A 20,642-nucleotide genomic window follows, 5' to 3' on the forward strand; every position below is an offset into this window, starting at 1 on the left:
AGCAGGCCCTCGCCGATCGGCGGCGGGTGCTCGGCAACGATCACCCCCAGACGCTGGCCTCGGTCAACAACCTCGCCTACGCCTACCAGGCGGCGGGGGACTTGGGGCGGGCGATCTCGCTGTTCGAGCAGGCCCTCACCGACTGCCGGCGGGTGCTCGGCAACGACCACCCACAGACCCGGGTCGTCTATGGCAACTTGCGGGCTGCCATGGAGGGTTCCAGTTCCGAGTAGGAGGCGTGGTTGGGCTCCGGCGTCGACGGCAAGCGGCATGTATCCAAGAGAAGGTCCGTCTTTGCCCAAAGTATCGCTGAGGAGTTGATCTAGCGGACGGGAGCCCCGGGGGCTGTCCGAGAAACGATCGTCTCCCGAACAAGATCAAAAAGCGGGAGAACGACCAGTCAGAGCTGTCTAACAAACCAGTCTCGAAACCGAGCGTTTCCAACAAGCCGATCACGGGTTTGTCGGACACCCTCAATGGCATGACCGCCCCCACACTTACCCCGGGCGACCTCCTCGCCCGGCCCCGCTGTCCGGGGTGCGCATCGGCTACGGCCGGGTGTCGACCCAGGAGCAGAACCTCGCCCGCCAACGGCTGAGGCGGCGGTGGTGGGTGGTGTTGGGGTCGCCGGCCGGTGGCCAGCCCGGCGAACTGACCACCAGCCGGGCCGGGCAGGAGAATTACGGCGGCGACGGCGGGTGGGGTGTCGGCAGGATGGGCGAACCCATCCGGGAGGATGTTGAGCGCGTCGGTGGGCAGTCGGTAAGGGCGCTGGTCAACTGGTTGACCAGGTTCGTCGCGTCGTCGGTCCACTTTGCGTACGCGTCGGGGTAGGCCGAGACTTGGACCGTCTGGGCGGCCCGGGTGAGTGGCATCGATTCCCAGCCGGGGACGGTCAGGAGCTTGTCGAAGAACCTTCCCGCCTGGTAGCTGGGCTTGGAAAGTTGGGTGACGGTACCCCAGCCCTGGCTCGGGCGTTGCTGGAACACTCCAATGGAGTCGTGGTCGTTGCGGTTGCCGAGGTGGGGCAGGTTGCGCAGGCCGGACTCCTGTATGGCGGTGGCGACGGCGACGACCCAACCCCAATGAGGCACGCCTTTGGCGATGCCGACGTCGATGATGGTCGCGGCGATCTCCAATTGTTCGGTGTCCCAGCTACCGCTGCCGGATGGGTGCCCGCTGGGGCGTGCGGCGGGTGCGGTGGCGACGCCACAGCCGCCGGAGTCGCCGAGGACTGACGACAGCAGAAGCATGGGCAGTCCGAGGCAGGCAACGGTGATGACGGTGACGACGCCGATGATGATCCTGGTCATGGCGGTGGCCCTTCGTTGGAGACGCAAGAAAGCCGGGTCCGTGCGGCCGGCGAGGCAACAGCGGATGCGAGCTGCAGGCGGTGGGCGAGCGGTAGCAGCCCGTACGTTCGTCGCCAAGAAGGTCGGCGACTTCGTTCAGTGGGGGCGGTTCACCGCTGTCTCTTCGGATCGTCAAGCGCGGAAAGGACGGTGGACCGCCCGGAGGAGCGGCCCACGGTGAGTGGCGGTGGGTTCAGGAGAGAGGTGCGGCGAGCACCTGGGCGACGTGACGGAGCAGCTGCTCGACGAGCCGGCCGGCGTCGTGGAGGTCGGAGCGGGTGTCGATTTCTGCGGCGTTGCTCCAGTCCCAGGTGCCGTGGGTCATGGCGGGGACGTGCCAGAGATCGCCGGCGGGGTCGAGGAAGAGCGCGCAGCCCCAGCGGTCGGCGAGCAGGGCGAGGGGTTGCGTGGCGCAGGTGATGGTGCAGGCGCAGGCGGGCTCGTTGTAGGTGGTGCGCGGCAGGTGGTGGTGGAGCAGGCAGCGACAGTTGCAGCTTCTCTGCCACGGTGGCGTAATGGGGCCCTCCGAGGGTGCACAGGCGTACGCCTCGGACGTCGCCGGCGGTGCGCGGCGTCCGAGGCGTACGCGATGGGTGGGTGGATGTCGGGCCGTCGCTCAGGCCGGCGGCGGACGGCGGAGGTTCGGCCGGGGCCCGGGCGGAGGGCTCGGTCGTCGAGGGCGTCCGCGTGTCGGTCGCCCGGTCAGGTGTCGCCGCCGTTGCTGGTGAGGCGGGTGTAGATGGCGACGCAGCGCAGGATCAGTTCGTGTGGCGGCAGGGTTAGCAGCTGTTGGCGCTTGTCGTCGCGGAGGTGGTCCCAGATGAGGACGGTGACGTTGGCCGACCAGAGGTCCACGAGGACTCCGTCGATCTTGGCGTGCTGCCGGTCGGCGACGATGCGTCGCAGGGTATCGATGAGGGTGGGGTCGCCCGGTGGGTGGTTGGCGTCGTCGGGCCGGACGGCCTCGGGCAGCAGGGTGTAACAGTCCTCGCAGGTGTGGTCGATGCGTGGTGGGTGCTCGGTTTCCCACCGGCGGACGTCGGCGGCGGGCAGTCCGCACACCGTCTGCCGGATGTCTCGGGGGTGGCGGATGTGGCCGCTCATCGGCTGTCCGCCAGGGCTTCGTCGCGCCTCGTCGTGCGCGGTGTCATGGGTGTCCCTCCGGAGATGGGGACCGGGCGGCGGCACGGGTGGCCCGCCGTCCCGGCTGGGTGGGTGGGGAGTGGTCAGACCTTGAGCAGGTCGAAGGCGGTGACCTTCAGGTCGCCGACGTTGCCGGTGAGGACCCGGTTGGCGCGGGCGATGGCGTTCTTGGCGGGCTGGTAGTGGTCGAGGTACTCGGTGATGGCCTGGTAGCCGGCCCACCGGCTGCCGGTGATGGTCGCCTGGGTGTCGGACTCGCGGATGAGGTACTTGAGGGTGCCGAGGCGCTGCTTGGCGTTGTTGCGGGTCTGCTCGGACGCGTTGTCCTTGACCGGCCACACCTGGCCGACGATTTGTTCGAACTCGCGCATGGTCAGCTCGGTGTTGAGCATCCGCTCGGCGGCCTTCTCGAAGGTCTCCATGTATTTCCACATCAGGCCCAGTGCCTCGCGGGCCTGGCTGATCTGGGAGTTGACGTTGGAGGTGTGCCGGAACGTGTAGTGCCCGACGGAGTTGGCGAAGGCGGCGCGTTGGGTGTTGGCGCAGACCACCCGGATGGGGCTGGCGTCCACGCGCAGCGCGGCGGTGCCGTCGTGGGAGGTGGTGCCGATGAGGTAGAGGTCGAGGCGGTCCACCCCGGCGATCTCTATCGCGTCGGGCAGTTTCATGGTGACGAACACGCTCTTGCCTCGGCGGAGGCTGCCGGCGGTTTCGAAGTGGGCGCCGCCGACCTGGTCGACGAGGCGGTCGAGCATCTCGGCGCATTGCTCGTTCTGGACCACGGTGTAGTCGGTGCCGACGATGCCCAGGTACTCGGTGTCGCCGGTGACGGGGTTGCGGCGTACGGTCATCCGCTTGTCGTCGGCGGGGATCTGCACTTCGACGCCGTCGACGATGTCGATGCCGACGGTGCGGATGGTGCGGACGCCCCAGTCGCCGAGGCGGGCGGCGGCCATGATCTCTTCGGCGCGCATGGTGTCCTGGGTGACGGTGCCGAGCTGGTGCCAGGCCGACAGGCGGGCGCTGGCGAAGGCGGTGGTTCCGTCGGCGAGGGTTTCGAGTTCGTGTGGCACGGGGTTCTCCTTTCGATGTGCTGCGGGGGCCGGGCGCGCGGCTCGGCCCCCGCAGCGGGTGAGGGATGTGGTGTGCGGGTTAGGACGGGTCGGCCTGGCCGTCGGGGCCGTTGCCGGCCGGCGCGGGGTGGGCGAAGGTCAGCGGGGCGTCGGAGACCAGGAGGATCCGGCCGGCCGCGGCGGCTTTGGTGCAGTTGTTGCGTACGGCCCCGGAGCTGACCGCGCGGTGGAGCTGGGCGCTGATTGCGGTGGCGATGTCCTGCGGGGTCATCGCGTGGCCGGGGTGGGCGGCCAGGACGTCGAGGGTGAGCTTCTCCAGCTCGCCTCGGCCGAAGGGCTGGCTGCCGTCGGTGTTGACGGTCCCGTCGCCGCGCCGGCCGGCACTGCGGGCGACGCCCGCCGTGCGCGGGGGCGTGCGGGTGGGCAGGTCGACGACGTGGGTTTCCCCGTCCGGGGCGACGATGTGCAGCGTGCCGTCCGGCCGGATCAGCGACTGCACCGTCGCCGTGGCGTCCGGTGCGGTGGCCAGGCCACGGATGACCTGGTGGCACAGCGGGCAGCGGGGCGGCTCCGGGTTCGGGTCGACCTCGCTGGCCTTGGTCGGGCCCGGGATCCACCGCTGCGGCAGGCCGGGCAGGCGGCGGGCGGCGTCGGCCTGCTCCATCGCCGTCAGCAGGCGGGTCGCGGTGGAGTGTCCGATGCCGCTCTCGGCCACGATCACGTCGAGGGTCGCGCCGTCGTCGCCGTGGTCGGCCAGGACGCCCTTGATGGCCATGACCTTGCGGTCCCCCGGACGCGCCGGCTGCACGACAGCCGCCGCCGGTGCCTCGTCCTCCCCGTCGTCCGCGGAACCCCCGTCGCCGGCGTCGGGCTGGTCGTCGAGGTCGGTCGGCTCGTCCGTGTCGGTTTCCGGCTCCGTGCCGTCGGCGTCGCCGCCCTCGTCCTGGCCGGTCCCGCCGTCCTGGCCGATGTCGCCGTCCCCACCGTTGTCGACCGGCCCGTCGGGCGTCCCGGCCGGCTCGCTGTCCGGCTCTCCGGGTTCGGCGTCCGGGCTGGGGTCGGCGTGCTCGGGGGCGTCCGTGCCGGCGGTGTGTTCGTCGTCCTGGTCGGTGTCCTGCGGGTCGGTGTTGGTGGCCTCGGCCGGGGTTGCCAGGGTCCACCGCGTGGGCGTGCCCTCGGCCGCGTCGGCGTCGGTGTCCACCGCGACGATCAGTCCGGCCTCGGCCAGGGCCTTGATCGCCCGGTCGGTGGTCGAGCGGGCCTTGCCGGAGGTGTCGGCGAGTTCCTGGACGTTGCCCTGGCCGAGAGTGGTCAGCGCGTCGAGGACGGCCTGCGTGGCAGGTGTCAGGGACTGGTGTTCCATCAGGGTTTCCCTCCTCAGGGAACATGGGTTTGCCGGGCACCGGGTGGTGCCGGGCGGTGGTGCGCCGGGTTGCGGGCAGCAGCGGGCGCGGCAGGCGTGGAAACGCGCTGCCGTGCTGTGTGCTGTGCTGGGAGTGCGGCCCGGTGGACGTGGGCGGCGTGATGCCGCGCGGACGTCAGCGGCCGGCGGTGGCTGCGTCCGTGGTGGCCTGGAGGATGTAGAGGCGGTCCTCGGTCGGGTCGCGGTAGATGCCGGCGTCGGCGTGGGACAGCCGTAGTGGGTTGGCGCTGCCGGGCGGGCGGAGCCCGGCGTCGGCCGTGCCGACCTTGATGTGGGCGCGCTGGCCGGCGAGGTGTTGTCTGCGGCAGGCGTCGGTGTGCGGCAGGACGACCAGGACGGTGTCGCCGGGGTTGACGTAGCGCCGTTGCACCATCCGGCCCGGGTGCGCCCGCGCGTAGGCGGCGCGTGCGGTGTCGCCGATGAGGGTGTCGACCCGGTCGCGGGCCTGGTGGTACTCGCGGGCCAGGTCGGCGATCGTCTCCAGCGTGCCGGTGACGGCGCCGACGGGCCCGGTGAGGTCGTCGGCGTTGATGAGCAGGGTCCGTAGCTGGTCCACCGTGAGCAGCAGCTCGGTGCGCAGGTGCCGCAGTGTGCTGGCGGCCTCGGGCAGGTGCGCGGCGGCGGGGAGGGGGTCGGCGGCGTGCTGGTCGAGGGTGCGGCCGGTGGCCGCGGCGATCCAGCGGCCGATCAGGTCGAGGTGCGGCATGAGGGTCCCCGGTTCAGCTGGTGAGGTGGGCGAGTTCGGCGGGGGTGAGCTGGTCGGGGGTGCGGCTGCGCCAGGTGTCGGAGTGGCGCAGGTGCCACCAGCGCAGCAGCGACCGGCAGGCCGAGGCGAGGTCGTCGCAGACCGGCAGCGGGTACGTCATGCCGGCCGGCGTCGGGTGGTGCGGTGCGGCGGTGTAAGCGGTGGGTTTCCAGCCGGGCTCGGTTTCGGTGACCTCGCCGACGATGCGGTCGGGGTAGGGGATGTCGAAGGCGGTGGCGGCCTCGGCGTCGGGTATCACCAGCCAGGTGTGCGGTTCGCGTCGGCGCAGGGTGGCCACGCCGCGCGTCGGGTCGCCGGCGTACAGGAGCAGGTGTCGCTCGTCGCTGTCGCCGGGCACGGGCCGGTGGTGGCGCCAGGCGCGGTAGACGGTGAGGAGCATGGCTCCGAGGGCGATGTGCCGTTCGCGGGCGGTGAGGGCGTTGGTGAGCGCCTGGTGGTAGCCGGCGGCGTGCAGGTCGGCGCGGGCGGCCAGTCCCCGTCGGGTCGTGTCGGCGAGCACGCCCAGCCGGGCGAGGGCCTGGTCGAGGGCGGTGGTGCTGTCGGTGAACTCGCGGGCGGTGGTGTGCAGGATCCGGGCGAGGTCGCCGAGCGGGTCGTGGGTGGCGGTGTCGTGGCGCCACAGGCGTTCGGGCAGGACGTCGTTGGTGTCGGCGGCGATGCGCCGCAGCGCGGGATCGGTCAGGAACACCGGGTTCTCCTCTGCTGGTGGGCGGGGTTGCGGGCACGGCCGAGGACCGGTCGCCGCGAGGGTGGCGACCGGTCCTCGGTGTGTTCGGGTGGTTAGGTGTCAGGCGATGGCGACGGCGCACACCCGCGCGTCCGGCCGCAGGTTGCGCAGGTAGCCGCATGCCTCGTTGAGGAAGCGGAACCGGTCGGCGACGGAGTCGCTGGCGGGGGAGAGGACCCGACCGTCGGTGGTGATGAGGGCGTCGCCGACGAGGGCGATGCGCCAGTGCAGGCCGACGTAGGTGGCTTCGCCGGCCTGGTAGACGGACAGCTCGTAGGGGTCGAAGGCGCTGGCGAGCATCGCCAGCACGCGGGGCTGCTGTTCGAAGCGGCGGCGGGCCTCGTTCAGGGTGATCTTCGTCGGGTCGGCGAGGTGCTGGGCGAGGAAGTCCTCCCAGGGCCGGGCGGGCTTGGTGGTGGCGCTGATGTGGGTGTTCCAGGCCCGCCAGCGCAGGCCGGCGTGGTGGGTGGCCTTTGCGGCGGTGCCGGTCAGGTCGAGGCGGCTCTTGCGGCCACCGGCGGCCAGGGTGACCGCGCCGAAATGGCGGGCGGCGTCGAGCAGGTAGTAGCCGAAGAACCGGGTCAGCCAGCCGATGAGCCGGCGGTGGCGGACGTGGTAGCGGCGGGCCGGGGTGCCGTGGGCGTGCAGGCGGGCGTGGACCTTCTCGGCGGCGGCGAACCAGTCGGCGTCGTCGCCGGCGGCGAAGCAGACAGTGACGACCTGAGCGGGCCAGGACATGGGTGCGGGCATGGCGGGGTGCTCCCTTCGCGGCAGGACAGGGCTGGGCATGACGGGGTGTGTCGGGTGGTGCCACCGGGGCGCGGCGTCTGGCCGGGGAAGCTGCCGGTGAAGGCGCGGGGCGTGGATCACGAGCCGACCGCAGGGGGTGGGCTGGGAGGTGATCCCGCTGGCGCGGGCAGATCCGGAGAGGGGACAGACGGGCGGCGGTGCGAGCAGAGAGAAGAAGCTGCACCGTAGCGCCGTGACCTGACAGCGCCAGCGCGGTCAGGATCCGTGGCCATGCCCGTGAGCTGCGCTGACAGGATCCGTCGCCGGCCTGCCAGGGGCTGTCAGGGAACGAGGTCGCCGTCGTCGTCGAAGTTCGGGTTGTCCGCGACCGGCTGGCCGTGGTCGCTGGGCAACTCGGTGAGGGGGACCCGGGCGGTGGCGCCGGCGGGGAGCCAGACCGCCTCGGCCGGGTCGGCGGTGTGGGTGGCGGTCGCGCACGGCACGTCGCCGGTCAGGAGCCGGTGGAGGTGCTCTTCGCGGTGTGCGCTGCCGAGCCAGAACAGCACCGGGTAGCGGGGGCCGCCGCGGCGGGTCAGGTGCGCGTACCGGTCGAGTTTGGCCACGACCCGGCCCAGCGGTTCGGTGCCGGTGTCGGCTTCCAGGAAGAAGCCGACCGTGGTGCCGGCGACGCTCCACAGGCCGTGGCCGTCGGCGGTGATGGTCCGGAACTGCCTGGCGGTCAGCGTCTCGGACCACCACCGCTGCAGCCGCGCCTCGGGGCGCCGGCGGGTGTGGGCGGTGAGCCGGACGAAGAACTCGTTGGCGGTGAGCAGGTGGGGCAGGTGCGGGTTGGCCGACAGCCGGTGCACCCGTTGGCGGGTCGCCCGCAGGGTGGGCTCGGGCCGCTGGTGGGCGGCGGCCTGGAACCGGTGCCCGTGGTGGCCGAGGGTCCAGTGCCACGGGTGGCTGCCGCCTCCGGCGCGGGCGAACCGGAACCGGTCCAGCAGACCCAGGCTGGCGAGTTCACCGAGTCGGATCTGGCAGGTGCGGCGCGCCTGGAACAGCATGCGGTGGATCTGGTCGGTGGTGAGGACCTGGTGGTCGTCGAGGAGTTGGAGCAGCAGTCGGTCCCGGCCGGTGATGTGCGGGTAGAGGGCCAGTAGGCCAGGGGAACGCGATGGCGGCATGGAGGGTCACCCCGTGGAGAGAGAGTCCCGTAGGGAGTCTGGATGAGTCGATCTTGCTGGCGGGCCGGTCGCGGGCCGGGTTGCGGCAGGTGGGGCACCTGACAGGACGGCGGCGGAGGGCTCGTCTGGGGCCTCGTGTCGCGGACACCCCCAAACGAGCCCCCGGTGCCGTACCCGGCCGAGCCCCCGCACGAGCAGCCCGCCGGTCAGCGGTCGCGGGAGTTCATCCGCCGTTTCATCGCGGTGCGGGCCAGCTGCTGCATCGGCGGTTCACCGTCGGTGCGGCGGTGGGCGGCGGCGCATGCCTGCCGGATCGCGGTCGCCTCACCCACCACCGGCACCGGCGGGTTGGTGGTGAAGGTGAACGCCGGCAGTTCCCGGTTGCCGACCAGCAGCCGGGCGGCGGCGGTGTAGACGTCGAGGTGGGCGAGGTCGTGCTCGTCCAGCTCGGGTCTGGTGTGCCGGGACAGCTCCCGCGCGTCGGCGGGGTCGACGGTGAAGAACAACTTCGACCGGGCGTTGGCCGACACCGCCGCCGCCACGTCCCGGGGCAACTGGGCGAGGTCCTGGTGCGCCAGGACGAGCCCGAGGCGGAACCCGCGCGCCTCGGCGAGCATGTCCCCGACGCTGCCGGGCAGCGTCAGGAAGTTCTGGCACTCGTCGACGTACAGGCTGGCGTCCCGGCGCTGGTCCTCGGCGATGTTGGCCCGGGCGATGGCGGCCTGCCACACTCGGGCCACGATCAGCGAGCCGAGGATGCGGCTGGTCTCCTCACCGAGGATCCCCTTGGGTAGCCGGCACAGCAGGACCCCGCCGTCGAGCACCGCGCCCATGTCGAACGAGCTGTGCGCGTTGCCGATCACGCTCTTGACGAAGTCGCGCAGCAGGAAGGCCCGTAGCCGGGCGAGGACGGGGGCGATGACCTGGCCTCGGAACTGGTCGTTGATGCCGTCGTACCAGAGCCAGAACCCGCCGAGGCCGTCCGGGTCGTCGAGGCCGTGGGTGAACCGGCCCCGGAACTCCCGGTCCTGCAACAGCGACGGCACCAGGCTCAGCGTCGGTTTCGCGTGCCGCATCAACGTCAGGCACGCCACCCGCATGGTGTCGTCCATGCGTGGTCCCCACTGGCCGGCGAAGATCTTCGCGAAGATGCCCACCAGGTTGTCGACCGCCAGGTGCGGATCGCCCTGGTCGTCGAGGGGGTTGAAGCAACCCGGGTTCTCCTGGTCCGGGTCGATGATGACGATCTTCTTCGCGTACGGGGCGGGGAGCCGGTCGAGGATGTCGGTGATCAGGTCCCCGCGTGGGTCGATGACCACCGTGCCCCGCCCGGCTCGGATGTCGCCGAGGATCATGTTCAGCAGCAGCGTGGACTTGCCGACGCCGGTCTTGCCGACGACGTGCACGTGCTGCCGGGCGTCGGTCACCCTCAACCCGACGCTGTGGTGGCCGATCTGCGAGCGCCCCAGCACCTTCACGCTCCGCCCGCCGGAGGGCACCTGCACGGGCGCCGGCACGGCCCTGGCCCGCGCCCGGTCCAGGCCCGGCACCGCGAGGTCCTGGGGCAGCGCTGCCAGGGCCGCGAGTTCCGGCACGGTGGCCAGGAACCCGCGCCGCAACCGCCGGCCGCCGATCGTCGCCACCGGCCGCGGCATCTTCATGCGCCGCAGCCGGTTCGGCCCGGTATACGCCGCGGCGGCCGAGGCGATCGTGTGCCCGAGACCGACGAGACGCTCCCGGATCTGCGTGGCCCGTTCCGTGTCCGGTGGGGTCCGGTCCGCGTCGGTGGCCACGGCGAACCGGACGGCGATCTCGAAGTGCGGCACCCGCACCGCCTTGTCGACCATGGTGCGGGCGTCGGCGGTGGTCACCGGGTTCCGCTCGACCACCCGGGCCACCGTCGGCGGGGTGCGTGGCCGCGACGGTCCGGGCAGGAACGCGTCGAGCAGCCACAACAAGGGCTCGACGGCCAGCCGCGTCCCAGCCGACACCGTCCGGGCGGTGACGTCGGGCCTACCGTGCGGATGGGCGGGCGTGGCCGCCGCCGCTTGCCTGGCGGCGCGGATGCGGCGGGCCGACGCCGGGCGGGCGAGGACCTGCACGCACGCGTGCTCGCGGTGGCGTACCTCGGCCCCGGCGGCCAGCAGCGCCCGCAGCGGGTCGCTGTCGTGTTCGCTGCGCAGCGGCAACCCGTCGGGGTGCTGCGGCCAGTGCGCCCCGCCCACCTCGTCGCCCACCTGCGCCGGGATCGGGGCGGCGGCGTCGCTGGCGACCATCGTCGCGGCGGGCCAGGCCGCCCGGACGGCGGCTTCGACCGCGCCGGGCGGCACCGTGCCCGGCACCCACACCCGGATGGTCAGGGCGCGGCCGGTCCACGTGTACTCCCACCCGACGTGCGGGTAGCCGAACACGCGCCGCCGCCACACCGACGGGGTCAGCACACCGACGAGAGTGGTCCAGAACGCGGCGGCGGCCCCGGCGGTGACCTCCGGCGGCGCGGCGATGGTCAACCACCGCGCGCCGGCGGCGAACCGCCGGTGCCGCCAGGCGAGCACCCGGTCGTGACCGAACACGGCCGCGACGACCACGGCGGCGACGAGAACACCGAGCCACGGCCGGGCGGCGACCCACTGCCACATCTCGGCAGGCCAGGTCGGCGGTGCGGCCGTCATTCGACCTCCCCGACACCGGTGACGGCGATCGTGTGCTCCGCGGCCGATCCGACGCTGCGGAAGGGGATCCGGCTGCGCCCGGCGACGAGCAGGCCCTCGCCCCGGGGCGCCGACAGCAGCAGCCGGGCCTCGCCGGCGGTCAGGTTGAACGCCTCGGCGACGGCGTCGATGGACTGCGTGCTCTGCCGCATCAGCACCTGGGTAGCGGCGTTGGACACCACGGCGAGCCCCAGGTCCGTCGACAGCACGTCCGCAGCGTCCTGGGTGACGACGCACAGCCCGGCGGACCGCTTCCGGGCGGCCTTCGCCATCCGGAACAGGAACCGGCTGCCCTCGCCGTTGCGCATCAACAACCAGGCCTCGTCGACCACGACGAGCCGCCGCCGGAGGTGCACGCCCGGGGCGGGCGTGTCGATGCCCGACCAGATCGAGTCGAGGGCCAGCAGCGTGCCCACGGTGCGCAGCTCGTCGGGCAGGTGCCGCAGCGACCACACCACGAGGTGGCCCTCGGGGCGGACCGACGTCGGCCCGTCGAACAGGCCGGCGAAGTTCCCCACGGTCCACGGGGCGAGCCGGGCGGCGAGGTGCCCGGCGGCCGGGTCGCCGTCGGCGGCGAGCACGTCGGCGAGGTCCCGCAGCAGCGGCGCGGGCCTGGTCCACGTGGCGGGGTCGCCGTTGATGCCGGCCCGGGCGTAGGTGGCGGTGATGGCCCGGTCGAGGGCGGCGCGTTCGGCCGGCGGCGGGGCCGCCCCGAGCAGCACCGAGACCAGGGTGTGCAGGTACAGGCCGCGGCGGGTCAGGGTGTCGGGCCGGTGATCGGCGGGCAGATCCAACGGGTTGACGCGGACGCCGGGTTGGCCGAGCTGCACGATGGTGCCGCCGACGTGCTCGGCCAGGGGCGCGTACTCGTCCTCGGGGTCGATCACCGCCACGGTCGTGCCCTGGTACAGGTTTCGCAGCACTTCGAGCTTTACGAAGTAGCTCTTGCCCGCGCCCGAGCGGGCCAGGACGACCGAGTTGTGGTTGTCCTGCGCCCACCGGTTCCAGATCAGCACGCCGTTGCTGGTCGTGTTGACCCCGTAGAGGACCCCGTCGGGCGCGACGACGGCACCCGGCGCGGGGGCGGCGAGGTCGGCCGAGGCGAGCGGGAACGCCGCCGCCAGGGCAGTGGTGTCGAGGACGCGGCGCATCCGCAGCGCGTCCACCCCGACGGGGAGGGTAGACACCCAACCCTGCTGGTGGCGGAACGTCGCCGGTTGCAAATCCAGCAGCACGCTGGCGGCGGCCGACCTCACCCCCGCGACGGTCTCGTCCAGCTCGTCGAGGGTGCGGGCGTGGACGGTGACGTAGATGCCGACCTCGAACAGCTTCGCCGCCCCCCGGGCGACCCGTTCGGCGAGGTCCGCGGCATCGGCCGCCGCCGCCTCCACCATCGGGTCACCCAGCCGGCCCTGGTCGGCGTCGAGCCGCCGGGACGACTCGAAGCGGGCCCGCTGCCGCTTGAGCATCGGCGCGGCCAGCTGCGGGGCGACGGGGTCGAGGTGCACCGCGACGTCGACCCGGCCGGGGTAGGACAGCAGCGGGTCCAACCACGCCGGCCCGACCTCGGCCGGGTAGCCGCACACCACGTACGTGGCGGCGTACCCGTCGCCGACCTGCACGTGCCTGGGCGTGACCGACAGGGCCGCCGGGTACGGCATGCCGTACCCGGGGGCAGTGCTCTTTGTTCTGCTGGGCTTTCTCAAGATCACGGTGTGCTCCGTAGGGTGATCGAAGTGCCGGGCACCGCGCGGGGGCCGGACACCGGCGGGGAGAACGGATCGGCCGCCTGCGCGAGGGCGGCGGCGACGGCCGGCCCGTCCAACGCGACCGCTTCGACACCCACGCCGGACAGGGCGCGCACGGCGGTATCGGCCGCGTACGCGCCGGTGACGACGGCGAGGACCTGCCGGCGCAGCGGATCGCGGCGGCTGTCGAGGTCGACCAGGAAGTCGGCGTAGTCGCCGGCGGCGGCCTGCAGCGCCGGATGTGGCAGGCGCGGGGCATAGTCCAGGGTCGCCTGTGCGTAGGCGGTCAGGTCGTGCCGCTGCGTGGCCACGACGAGCTGCGCCGGCCCGGTCAGCGAGTTGAGGAACCGGCCGAACCCGTCGAGCAATGCGGCCTGCTCGCCGCCGGTGCGCAGGTGGATGTTCGTGGTGCCGCAGGCGATCAGGACCTTGTCGCCGCCCTCGCTGCTGAGGACGCCGGCCGGGGTGACGCTGGTGACCGCAGGGCGCAGCGGAGCCGGGACACGCGGCTCGCCGACCACGACCGCGACCGCGCTGGCTTGTGTCGCGCCCGGAGCGAAGGTGCGCGGGCTGCGCGACAGCAGGAACCCGTGGCGCAGCCACACATCCAGGGGCAGGCCGTCGCGGCGGCCGAGCGCCACCACGACCGCCCCGGCGAACACGGCGACCCCGGCGACGATCCACGCCACCGGCGGCAGCAGATGCCCGAACCTGCGATAGACACCGAACGCGGCCAGACCGACACCGCCGACGATGCCGAGCTGCCGGAACGTCAGCCCGAACGCGATACGGTCCGGCTCGTTGACGTCTGCCGGGACGACCGCGCGGGGCGTCGTGTCATCGGCGTTGCTCATCTCGGCCTCCGTACCGGTAGGTGCCGGCCCAGACCGCGGGTCAACCCCTGGAGGGCGACCGTGCGCACGACGAGCCCGACAACGTTGGGGCCCCGGCCGCCCTGCTGGCCGACGAACCGGCGCATCAATGTCGGGATCTTCACCGTGGTCCAGAGCACGACGACCACGAGCAGCAGGTTGAGCGTGTCCGACCCGGGCAGTCCGAGCAGGATCGGCAGGTTCGACTCCGGGTTGATCAGCAGGTCGATGCCCGCCGAGAACACCACCGCTTGCAGGGTGGGTGTGGCCAGGCAGCCCAGGAGACTGCGCCACCACAGCTCGGCGGCGGCCTGCGTCCACGGGGTGGCATAGCAGGCCAGGGCCACCGGCCCGATCCCGGCCAGGACGACCAGCACCCCGACGCGCGCGATCCAACCGCCGACGAGCATGAGCATCAGCACGACGATGAGCAGCCCGATGACGGCGGTGAGGAGCGCGGTGCCCTCGTCGGTCATCGCCGCGGCGATACGGGCCTGGACGAAGGTTACCGCCACGGTGGTCGGCGCGGCCTCGCCGGCCATTGACACGGTCAGGGCGTTCGCGACGTCGGTGAGCGCACCGGTCAGCGGCACCGCGAATGCGGACAGGACGAACCCGACGACGAGCCGGGGCGCCAGTTGTTTGACGCTGTAGCGGGTCTTCACCGAGTCGCCGACCATCGTGGCGGCGCCGGCGGCGACGATCGCGAGGACGAAGCAGGCGTTGACGACCAGCGACCCCTGCTCGGCGATCGACTGCACCTGCGGCAGGACCGTGACGTCCGGCGACACGAAGATGGACGAGGTCAGAAAGGCCAGCAGGCCGCCGAGAAGAGCAACGACTGTCTCGGCGAGCCAGCTGACCAGACCGTCCATCAGCACGTTGACCATCACCGGTGGCCGCCTCAGCCGCCGAGGATGCCCTGCAGCACCTGCAGGACCACCGGGGACAGCACGGCCAGGGCGTAGCCGATCAGGGCCGACTTGAAGTTGCCCTTGGCCTGCTCGACCTGGGCCGGGTCACCCCCGGCCGCCATGTACCGCAGACCACCGATGACCAGGAACATCGTCGCGACGAGCGCGATGATTCCCATGATCCAGTCGGTGATGTTGGAGATGACCTGGCCGATGCTGTTCGCCGCCAACGGCTGGGCTGCGGCGGCGAGGTCGGACAGGACAGCGAGAGTGGTGTGCATCGCGACCCTCCACAAGACTGCGCGGGCCGCCACGGTGGGGACCGGGCGAGGGGGATGTGGTCCGGTGGGGGCGCTCCTCCCTTACCAGTGGTGAAGGAATCGCGGTGTCAGTACGCCGCGCCAGCCGTGCCGGACCACGGGCCCCGCCGGAAGGAACGGTCCCCACCGGGCGGGCATGCCGTGGATGACATGCACCGCTCAGATCTCGACTGTCAGGCCGATCGAACCCCTGCTCTTCCTGTCAACCTCTGACAGGATCGGCCATCGGTGATGCTCGTCAACGATCGACCCGAGGCCGAACTGAACGCGGTACGGTCGATCGCCGTCGAACGGGCCCGCCCCGGTACCACGGGGCCAGACGGTATGTCGTACCTCTGTGCCAGGATGGGCGGTTGTGACGGCACCCATACGTTCATGGCTCTGGAGCGACTGGTCTCAGGCTGAGGCAAGTGTCGCGTCCGGTGACGTGCACGAGCACCATCAGTTCGAGCTGAAGCGTGATAACTACGGCACAGCCGACAGCGGCAAAAGGGAACTAGCAAAGGACATCGCAGCGCTGGGGATCGACGGGGGAACCCTCGTGATCGGTGTCGAGGAAGACCGGGACACTGGCCGGGCGACCCGCCTGTTCCCTGTCGACCTGGCCGGGCAGGTCGAGCGCATCCAGAGCGTTTGCTCCGCCCGGATAGACCCCCCACTCGCGATCACCGTCACGGACCTGGTCAACCCGAACGATCCCCGGACGGGTCTTATAGTCGTGAACGTTCCTTCCAGCCCCTTCGCGCCGCACCAGGTCGACGGGCGGTACCTCGGCCGCGCGGACCGGGTCGTGCGAGTGCTGTCCGACCCCGAGGTCTTCCGTCTTCACCGGCTACGGGAGGTGTCCGAGGAGAGTGTTCTTCCTGACCTCGAACGCGCGCAACGCTCCGCCACCACTTTGGAGTTGGGACCCTCCGCTCTGACAGTGGCTATCGCGCCCTTGCGGAGCCTACGCTCAGAGTTGCTGCGGGACGAACTGATGTCCGGTAACAAGTGGCTCACGTCAGTGACCGAAGCCGCACAAGCCCGGCTTCGCGCCCTGGAAAGTACTCCGCTCGCCAGCCTGGTCTTCGCGGATCCGAGCATTCCGTTCAGAAGCCGCAACGGCGTCGGCACACCCAGCGGCTTTGCGTTCCAATACCACATGCCCTACGGCTGCGAAGCGTACCTGGAGGTGGCGGAGTCTGGCACGGTCACGTTTGCGGCCCGCGACGTTGCCGACTACAACGCGTACTATCACCAGCGCCAAGACGACCCAGAGCACCAGAAGATCATCTATCCCGTGCAGTTCGCCACCTACACCGCCCTGTCCCTCGCAATCTTCTCCGAGATCGCGGAGCGCAGCGGTCTCGGCGGCATCGTCGGCATCGCACTTCACTTGGACGGCACACGCGGCGTCACCCCACTGCGCGAGCCGAGGCAAAGCAGGTTCTCGGATCCGTCGGTGCCATACCCAGACGACCACTACCAGCGCATCACGAGCGCCACCACCCTCGAACTCCGAAGTGACCTTACGCCCGTCATGGATCGGCTGTGTGGTCGTCTTTTCCGCGCCTTGGGCCTCGGTGACCTGCTCCGTCAACACGCTGCGTCGTCCTAGCCTTGCCAGGCGAGCGGGGCCGCCGGTGAGCCGGTGACCGCCGTGGGCTGGATACGTCCTCGCGTCCATCCACCGTGTCGCCTAGGTTTCCCACGTTGTTGCGCCACGACCAGAGCGCCAGAGAAGGGTGTGTCATGAACTCAGTCATTGATCTCGGCAACGGAGACTCCCTTCAACTGGAGCCGGCCCGGCGCGCCCTGAACCTGTACCCGGGTGCCGGAGGCGCGCAGGTCGAGGTGATGCTGAGGATCAGCAAGGCGCGGGATCTGGTTCCGGGTATTGCATACCGGGTGAGCGCCCAGATGTACGTCGAGGACAACAGGCGTAGCCAGCGAATGCTGTGCGGCCTCAACGCCGCCAACCTGGTCACGCCGCTCGTCCAGGCAGGCCAGGTGCATATCTCGGGCTTCGCCACCGACGGGCAGTTGCGCGCCGTCGAGCAGTTGCGCGCAGGCGGCGACCTGTGGGTGAGCCTGAAGCTGTCGGTGTTGTCGCTGGAGTGGGCGGGCGACTCTGAGCCGGCCACCGCAGCCCGGCAGCGTCCCGCCGCGCAGCTGGGCTGGGTGCTTAAGGATGGAGAAGACCAGGCGACCCTGCTACCGCCGGCGGGAACCAGGGTCGAGTTTCAGCGCCCGTTGCAAAAGCTGCGGACCGCGGACCTGAGGTTCGACATCAACGCCGGCGAGTGGGCGGCGCAGATGGTCAAGGTAGACGCCGGAGCCTTCGTCGAGCTGCTGGTGCCCCTGGCGAGGGACGCCGACTATACCGGCGCGGTGGCTGCGCTACGGAAGGCGCGTGAACTGCTCCGGCAGAGCAACATCGAACCGGCGATCGTCGAGGCGCGCAAGGCCGTGGAGCAGGTACGCATCGCGTACGGAACCCAGAAGCTGTTCGCCGCAGCCATCAAGAAGAACCCGCGTCAGCGGACCCTGACGGAGCGGTGGGCCTTCATGGTCGAGGACCTGTTCTCCACCATGAGCGGAGCGGGCCACAAGGACGAGGTCACGAAGGACTTCGAGTACACCCGTGACGACGCCGAGATGCTCATCGTCGCGACGGCCGGGATGCTCAAGCGGCTCTCCGCTGAGCACAGCGTCGTCTAACACCAACCATGGTTCGTGTCCGAGTCTGTCGGAGACAGGTGCGGCCTTAAACTGTCGGTGATCTTGATGGCCAGGTCATCAACTATTAGCCCGGGGTCCTCGGCGTGGGTGTCGCCGTCGAACAGCCGCCAGCAGCATGCGGTCATCCGTGCGGGTGCGGTGGCGTGCCGGGGGAGGACTTCTGCCACGGCCGACGGCACGCTTGACGGAATGTCGCTGGTAGCGCAGCGGCGCACGTATGCGTCGCGGGCGGTCGGCCCGCTGGCCGGCACCGTCATCCCGTACGCCGTGGTGACGAGCCAGTTGACCAGCCGCATCGGCATCGTGGTGGAAGGTGGCGCGCGACGAAGTCACGCTCGGCGGCGGACAGGTCGAACCGGGGCGGGGTGGCCAGCCTGAAATCGACGAGGTAGATCTGGTGCCGCGCAGGTAGTGCGGAGCGGGGGGTTCAGTCGGTGATGAGGTGGGTGAGGTGGTAGTGGTCCCACCAGTCGGTGCGGTGGTGCAGGTGGATGGCGCCGTTGGTGCGGGTCAGGAGGAGGTGGTTGCCGTCCTGGATGAGGGCGGCGTCCCCCTCCCGTCCGGCCAGGACCCTGGACACCGTGGTGATCATGTTGGGGATGGCTTTGTCGACTAGATCGTCGGCGTGGGGGGAGAAGGTGATGTTGACGTACGTGTCGGGTTCCCATTCCCAGCGGGCGTCGTCGTCGGTTTCGGCTTCGTAGTAGCCATGGGTGCCGGCGCGGACGGTGATGGCGTAGCCGCGTTGGTCGTAGAGGCGGGCGGTGAACAGCCGCGGGTTCGTCGTCGGTCGTGGCGTCTCGTCGGGGTGTGCGGCGGTGAGGGCGGCGATCTCGTCGACGGGTGGATCGCCGGCGAGGATCAGCCGGAACTCGACGCCCATGTCCGCTCCGCCTCTGCTCAGTTTCGTCGGATGATCTGTTGGATCGTACCGTCGGGTTGCACCACGGCCAGTTCCTTCAGCCTGTCGATGGGCCAGTCGTCGAACTGGCGTCGTAGCGCGCTGAGGTCGCCTTCCCAGTCCTGGAGGTTGACCACGACCCGCTGGGTCTGCTCGTCGTCGATCTTCTCCCGGACCTGACTCCAGACGTTGCGCACGGAGGTGCGGGCGGCGGGGGAGTAGCAGTCGAAGACGTGGCCTTCGACGAGGTAGTCGGGGTCCTTGTCCGGGTTGCCGTGGTCGCCGGTGCGTTCGCGGGCGTCGCCGGTCTCGGCTGGGGTGGGGTTCTGGTGGACCCGGTAGCCCTTGGTGGCCATGCTGTCGGCGCATTCGTTCTCCAGTTCCAGGGCCCGTCGGGTGCTGTCGTCCACCTTGGGCCCGATTCTGGTACGCGGGCCGGTCGGCGTGCCGCCGGGGACGCCGCTGGGTTGCCGGCTCCACGGGAGGAACACCTCACCCGGCTCCTGGGTGTGGCCGGATGCGGCGGGGGAGGATTCGGTGCTGGTGGCGGGGGTGGGGCTGGCCGGTGGGTGCCGGTCAGCCCCGCTCAGTTTCCCGAGGCCCCGAGCTGCCGGGCCTGGCCGGTGGTCGCTTCGACGGCCTGCGCGGCGGTGCCGGCGCGCTTTACGAGTAGCACGAGGACCTGTTTGACGCCGTCGAGGGCCTGCAGGAGCGGGCCCGGTTGCCCGCCCTGCAGGACGACGCTGGCTAGGTTTCGGGTGTCGTCGAGGTGGCTGATCGTCGCGGTGGCGGACTCGCGGGCGGCGGTGATGCGCTGCTGCACCAGCGTGAGCGCGGCGATGGTCTCCTGCGCGGCGGCCTGTCGGGGGACCGCTGCGGCGGCCGTGGTCGCCTCTCCGACAGCAGCGGCGAGGCTGCCCAGCCCGCCTTGGACGGTGGAGACCGTTGCCCGTACCCGGGCGATCCCGGCAGCGACGCCGGCGAACCCTGCGGTGGCGGCCCGTAGGGTGATCTCCTGGGCCTGCCGGTCGACCGCCGCCGTGAGACCCTGGGCCCGCTCGACGCCCGCCGTCAGCGCCCGTAGCTCCCCGATGACCTGTTCCATGCTCGACACGCGTCAGCCACCCCGACCGAGAACGGACTCCGGACCCCGCAACCTACCTGGACGACCCGGCCCAGGGGCACCCCGAACCGCCCGGACACGTCGAGGACGCCGGCCGTGTGATGCCGTCAGGCCGCCGCAGCGGCGGCTCGCTGGGCGGGCGGGCGCATCGCACCGGAGAGGTCGCCTCGGGTGACGGCGGCAGCCACGACACGTTCGGCTCGCCTTCTGCGCATCCGCAGGACCGAGGCGGTCACGCCCCGCTCGGCGGCCAGTTGCTCGATCAGCGCGTCGCCGAACCGGGTCGCGCTGATCAGCTCGGCGGCCTCGGCGGTGATCAGTCCGGTGGCGGCTGCCCGGCCGAGCAGCAGGTCCGGATGCCCGTAGGGCATGCGTGGTGACCGCGAGCCGGTGGGCAGGTCCAGCGGGAGTTCCTCGCTGTCGTCGGCCTTGACGACGGCGGCGCCTGCGCGCCACGCGGCCCAGCACAGCCGTAGCCACAGCCGGGGCGGGGCGAGGTCCGCCGTGCGCAGGGCGTGGAGGAACCCGGCCAGCACCTCGGAGTCCACGTCGTCGGCGTGCCGGGCGTGGCCTCGGCTGATCTTCGCCGCGAGGTGTGTCAGCGCGGGCAGGGCCACGCCGATCGCGCCGACGACCCAGGCCGGCCCCCAACGGCGGGTGTGGTGGGCGAGTTGCCGCCACACTTCGTCGGTGGTGTCACTGTCGTAGCGGTTGAACATGAGCAGGGTGCGTAGCTCGTCCAGCGGCATCGTCGTGTCCGGCAAGCCCGGCACGGGGCGTGCGTCGAACACCAGCGGCGCGGGTTCGCAGGTCAGCAGAGTGAATGCCTGCTCGGCGGTGCTCAGGGCCGTGACGGTCGTTCTGGTGCGGGTGGTCGTTGTCATCGTGATGGTTCTCCTCGGCGGTAGCGCTTCGCCCGACTGCGAAGG

Annotated in this window: 22 protein-coding genes; 3 read left to right on the forward strand and 19 right to left on the reverse strand. The window is 71.3% G+C overall.

Annotation, left to right across the window (positions count from 1 at the left end; all coding sequences use genetic code 11):
* Positions 1-233, forward strand: a 233-nt coding sequence (locus tag ACVMYR_RS27930; protein WP_457123161.1) for a tetratricopeptide repeat protein, incomplete at its 5' end; no start/stop codon positions are given.
* Between the two features lie 447 nt (positions 234-680).
* On the opposite strand, the gene ACVMYR_RS27935 is transcribed toward ACVMYR_RS27930, so the two are convergent.
* The 14 genes from ACVMYR_RS27935 to ACVMYR_RS28000 all read right to left on the reverse strand — a co-directional run bounded on the left by ACVMYR_RS27935 (position 681) and on the right by ACVMYR_RS28000 (position 14,926).
* Complete coding sequence (locus ACVMYR_RS27935) at positions 681-1,313, reverse strand: hypothetical protein (RefSeq protein WP_457123162.1); 633 nt, start codon at positions 1,311-1,313, stop codon at positions 681-683.
* Positions 1,314-1,545: 232 nt separating this feature from the next.
* Positions 1,546-1,677, reverse strand: coding sequence for a hypothetical protein (locus ACVMYR_RS27940; RefSeq protein WP_282326906.1), 132 nt, complete (start codon positions 1,675-1,677; stop codon positions 1,546-1,548).
* A gap of 377 nt (positions 1,678-2,054) precedes the next feature.
* On the reverse strand, positions 2,055-2,456 hold the full coding sequence (locus ACVMYR_RS27945) for a hypothetical protein (protein ID WP_457123163.1): 402 nt from the start codon (positions 2,454-2,456) through the stop codon (positions 2,055-2,057).
* A 122-nt stretch (positions 2,457-2,578) separates the two neighbouring features.
* Positions 2,579-3,568, reverse strand: a complete 990-nt coding sequence (locus ACVMYR_RS27950; RefSeq protein ID WP_457123164.1) for a DUF932 domain-containing protein — start codon at positions 3,566-3,568, stop codon at positions 2,579-2,581.
* Between the two features lie 79 nt (positions 3,569-3,647).
* On the reverse strand, positions 3,648-4,931 hold the full coding sequence (locus tag ACVMYR_RS27955) for a MarR family transcriptional regulator (protein ID WP_457123165.1): 1,284 nt from the start codon (positions 4,929-4,931) through the stop codon (positions 3,648-3,650).
* Positions 4,932-5,106: 175 nt separating this feature from the next.
* Positions 5,107-5,697, reverse strand: a complete 591-nt coding sequence (locus ACVMYR_RS27960; RefSeq protein ID WP_457123166.1) for a hypothetical protein — start codon at positions 5,695-5,697, stop codon at positions 5,107-5,109.
* A gap of 13 nt (positions 5,698-5,710) precedes the next feature.
* Positions 5,711-6,445, reverse strand: coding sequence for a hypothetical protein (locus ACVMYR_RS27965; RefSeq protein ID WP_457123167.1), 735 nt, complete (start codon positions 6,443-6,445; stop codon positions 5,711-5,713).
* A gap of 99 nt (positions 6,446-6,544) precedes the next feature.
* Positions 6,545-7,234: a hypothetical protein gene (locus tag ACVMYR_RS27970; protein ID WP_457123168.1), complete on the reverse strand. Its 690-nt coding sequence runs from the start codon at positions 7,232-7,234 to the stop codon at positions 6,545-6,547.
* Positions 7,235-7,554: 320 nt separating this feature from the next.
* Positions 7,555-8,400 (reverse strand): replication-relaxation family protein, encoded by an 846-nt coding sequence (locus ACVMYR_RS27975; RefSeq protein WP_457123169.1) that lies wholly within the window; start codon positions 8,398-8,400, stop codon positions 7,555-7,557.
* Between the two features lie 206 nt (positions 8,401-8,606).
* Positions 8,607-11,072, reverse strand: a complete 2,466-nt coding sequence (locus ACVMYR_RS27980; RefSeq protein WP_457123170.1) for a type IV secretory system conjugative DNA transfer family protein — start codon at positions 11,070-11,072, stop codon at positions 8,607-8,609.
* The gene (locus tag ACVMYR_RS27985; RefSeq protein ID WP_457123252.1) at positions 11,069-12,772 is read right to left on the reverse strand and encodes a VirB4 family type IV secretion system protein; all 1,704 of its coding nucleotides are present in this window, start codon (positions 12,770-12,772) and stop codon (positions 11,069-11,071) included. The genes ACVMYR_RS27980 and ACVMYR_RS27985 overlap by 4 nt, the downstream gene beginning before the upstream one ends.
* Positions 12,773-12,819: 47 nt before the next feature.
* Positions 12,820-13,713 carry a PrgI family protein gene (locus ACVMYR_RS27990; protein WP_457123171.1) on the reverse strand — a complete coding sequence of 298 codons (894 nt, stop codon included), beginning with the start codon at positions 13,711-13,713 and terminating at the stop codon, positions 12,820-12,822.
* Positions 13,710-14,621, reverse strand: a complete 912-nt coding sequence (locus ACVMYR_RS27995; protein WP_457123253.1) for a conjugal transfer protein TrbL family protein — start codon at positions 14,619-14,621, stop codon at positions 13,710-13,712. The genes ACVMYR_RS27990 and ACVMYR_RS27995 overlap by 4 nt, the downstream gene beginning before the upstream one ends.
* Positions 14,622-14,635: 14 nt before the next feature.
* On the reverse strand, positions 14,636-14,926 hold the full coding sequence (locus tag ACVMYR_RS28000; RefSeq protein WP_077939476.1) for a pilin: 291 nt from the start codon (positions 14,924-14,926) through the stop codon (positions 14,636-14,638).
* A gap of 466 nt (positions 14,927-15,392) precedes the next feature.
* Here ACVMYR_RS28000 and ACVMYR_RS28005 point away from each other — a divergent pair, with 466 nt between their 5' ends.
* Positions 15,393-16,565 carry an AlbA family DNA-binding domain-containing protein gene (locus tag ACVMYR_RS28005; RefSeq protein ID WP_457123172.1) on the forward strand — a complete coding sequence of 391 codons (1,173 nt, stop codon included), beginning with the start codon at positions 15,393-15,395 and terminating at the stop codon, positions 16,563-16,565.
* Positions 16,566-16,699: 134 nt separating this feature from the next.
* Positions 16,700-17,668, forward strand: coding sequence for a hypothetical protein (locus ACVMYR_RS28010; RefSeq protein WP_457123173.1), 969 nt, complete (start codon positions 16,700-16,702; stop codon positions 17,666-17,668).
* Here ACVMYR_RS28010 and ACVMYR_RS28015 read toward each other — a convergent pair.
* The 5 genes from ACVMYR_RS28015 to ACVMYR_RS28035 all read right to left on the reverse strand — a co-directional run bounded on the left by ACVMYR_RS28015 (position 17,665) and on the right by ACVMYR_RS28035 (position 20,597).
* On the reverse strand, positions 17,665-17,991 hold the full coding sequence (locus tag ACVMYR_RS28015; RefSeq protein ID WP_457123174.1) for a hypothetical protein: 327 nt from the start codon (positions 17,989-17,991) through the stop codon (positions 17,665-17,667). The two genes, ACVMYR_RS28010 and ACVMYR_RS28015, sit on opposite strands and share 4 nt — an antisense overlap.
* A gap of 125 nt (positions 17,992-18,116) precedes the next feature.
* Positions 18,117-18,572 (reverse strand): SitI3 family protein, encoded by a 456-nt coding sequence (locus ACVMYR_RS28020; protein WP_457123175.1) that lies wholly within the window; start codon positions 18,570-18,572, stop codon positions 18,117-18,119.
* Between the two features lie 17 nt (positions 18,573-18,589).
* A complete protein-coding gene (locus ACVMYR_RS28025; RefSeq protein ID WP_457123254.1) occupies positions 18,590-18,946 on the reverse strand; it encodes a CdiA C-terminal domain-containing protein in 357 nt (118 codons plus the stop codon).
* A gap of 230 nt (positions 18,947-19,176) precedes the next feature.
* On the reverse strand, positions 19,177-19,704 hold the full coding sequence (locus ACVMYR_RS28030; protein WP_457123176.1) for a DUF6244 family protein: 528 nt from the start codon (positions 19,702-19,704) through the stop codon (positions 19,177-19,179).
* 116 nt (positions 19,705-19,820) lie between these two features.
* A complete protein-coding gene (locus ACVMYR_RS28035; RefSeq protein ID WP_457123177.1) occupies positions 19,821-20,597 on the reverse strand; it encodes a hypothetical protein in 777 nt (258 codons plus the stop codon).
* Positions 20,598-20,642: the final 45 nt, after the last annotated feature.

The sequence above is a fragment of the Micromonospora sp. PTRAS2 genome, assembly GCF_054052245.1.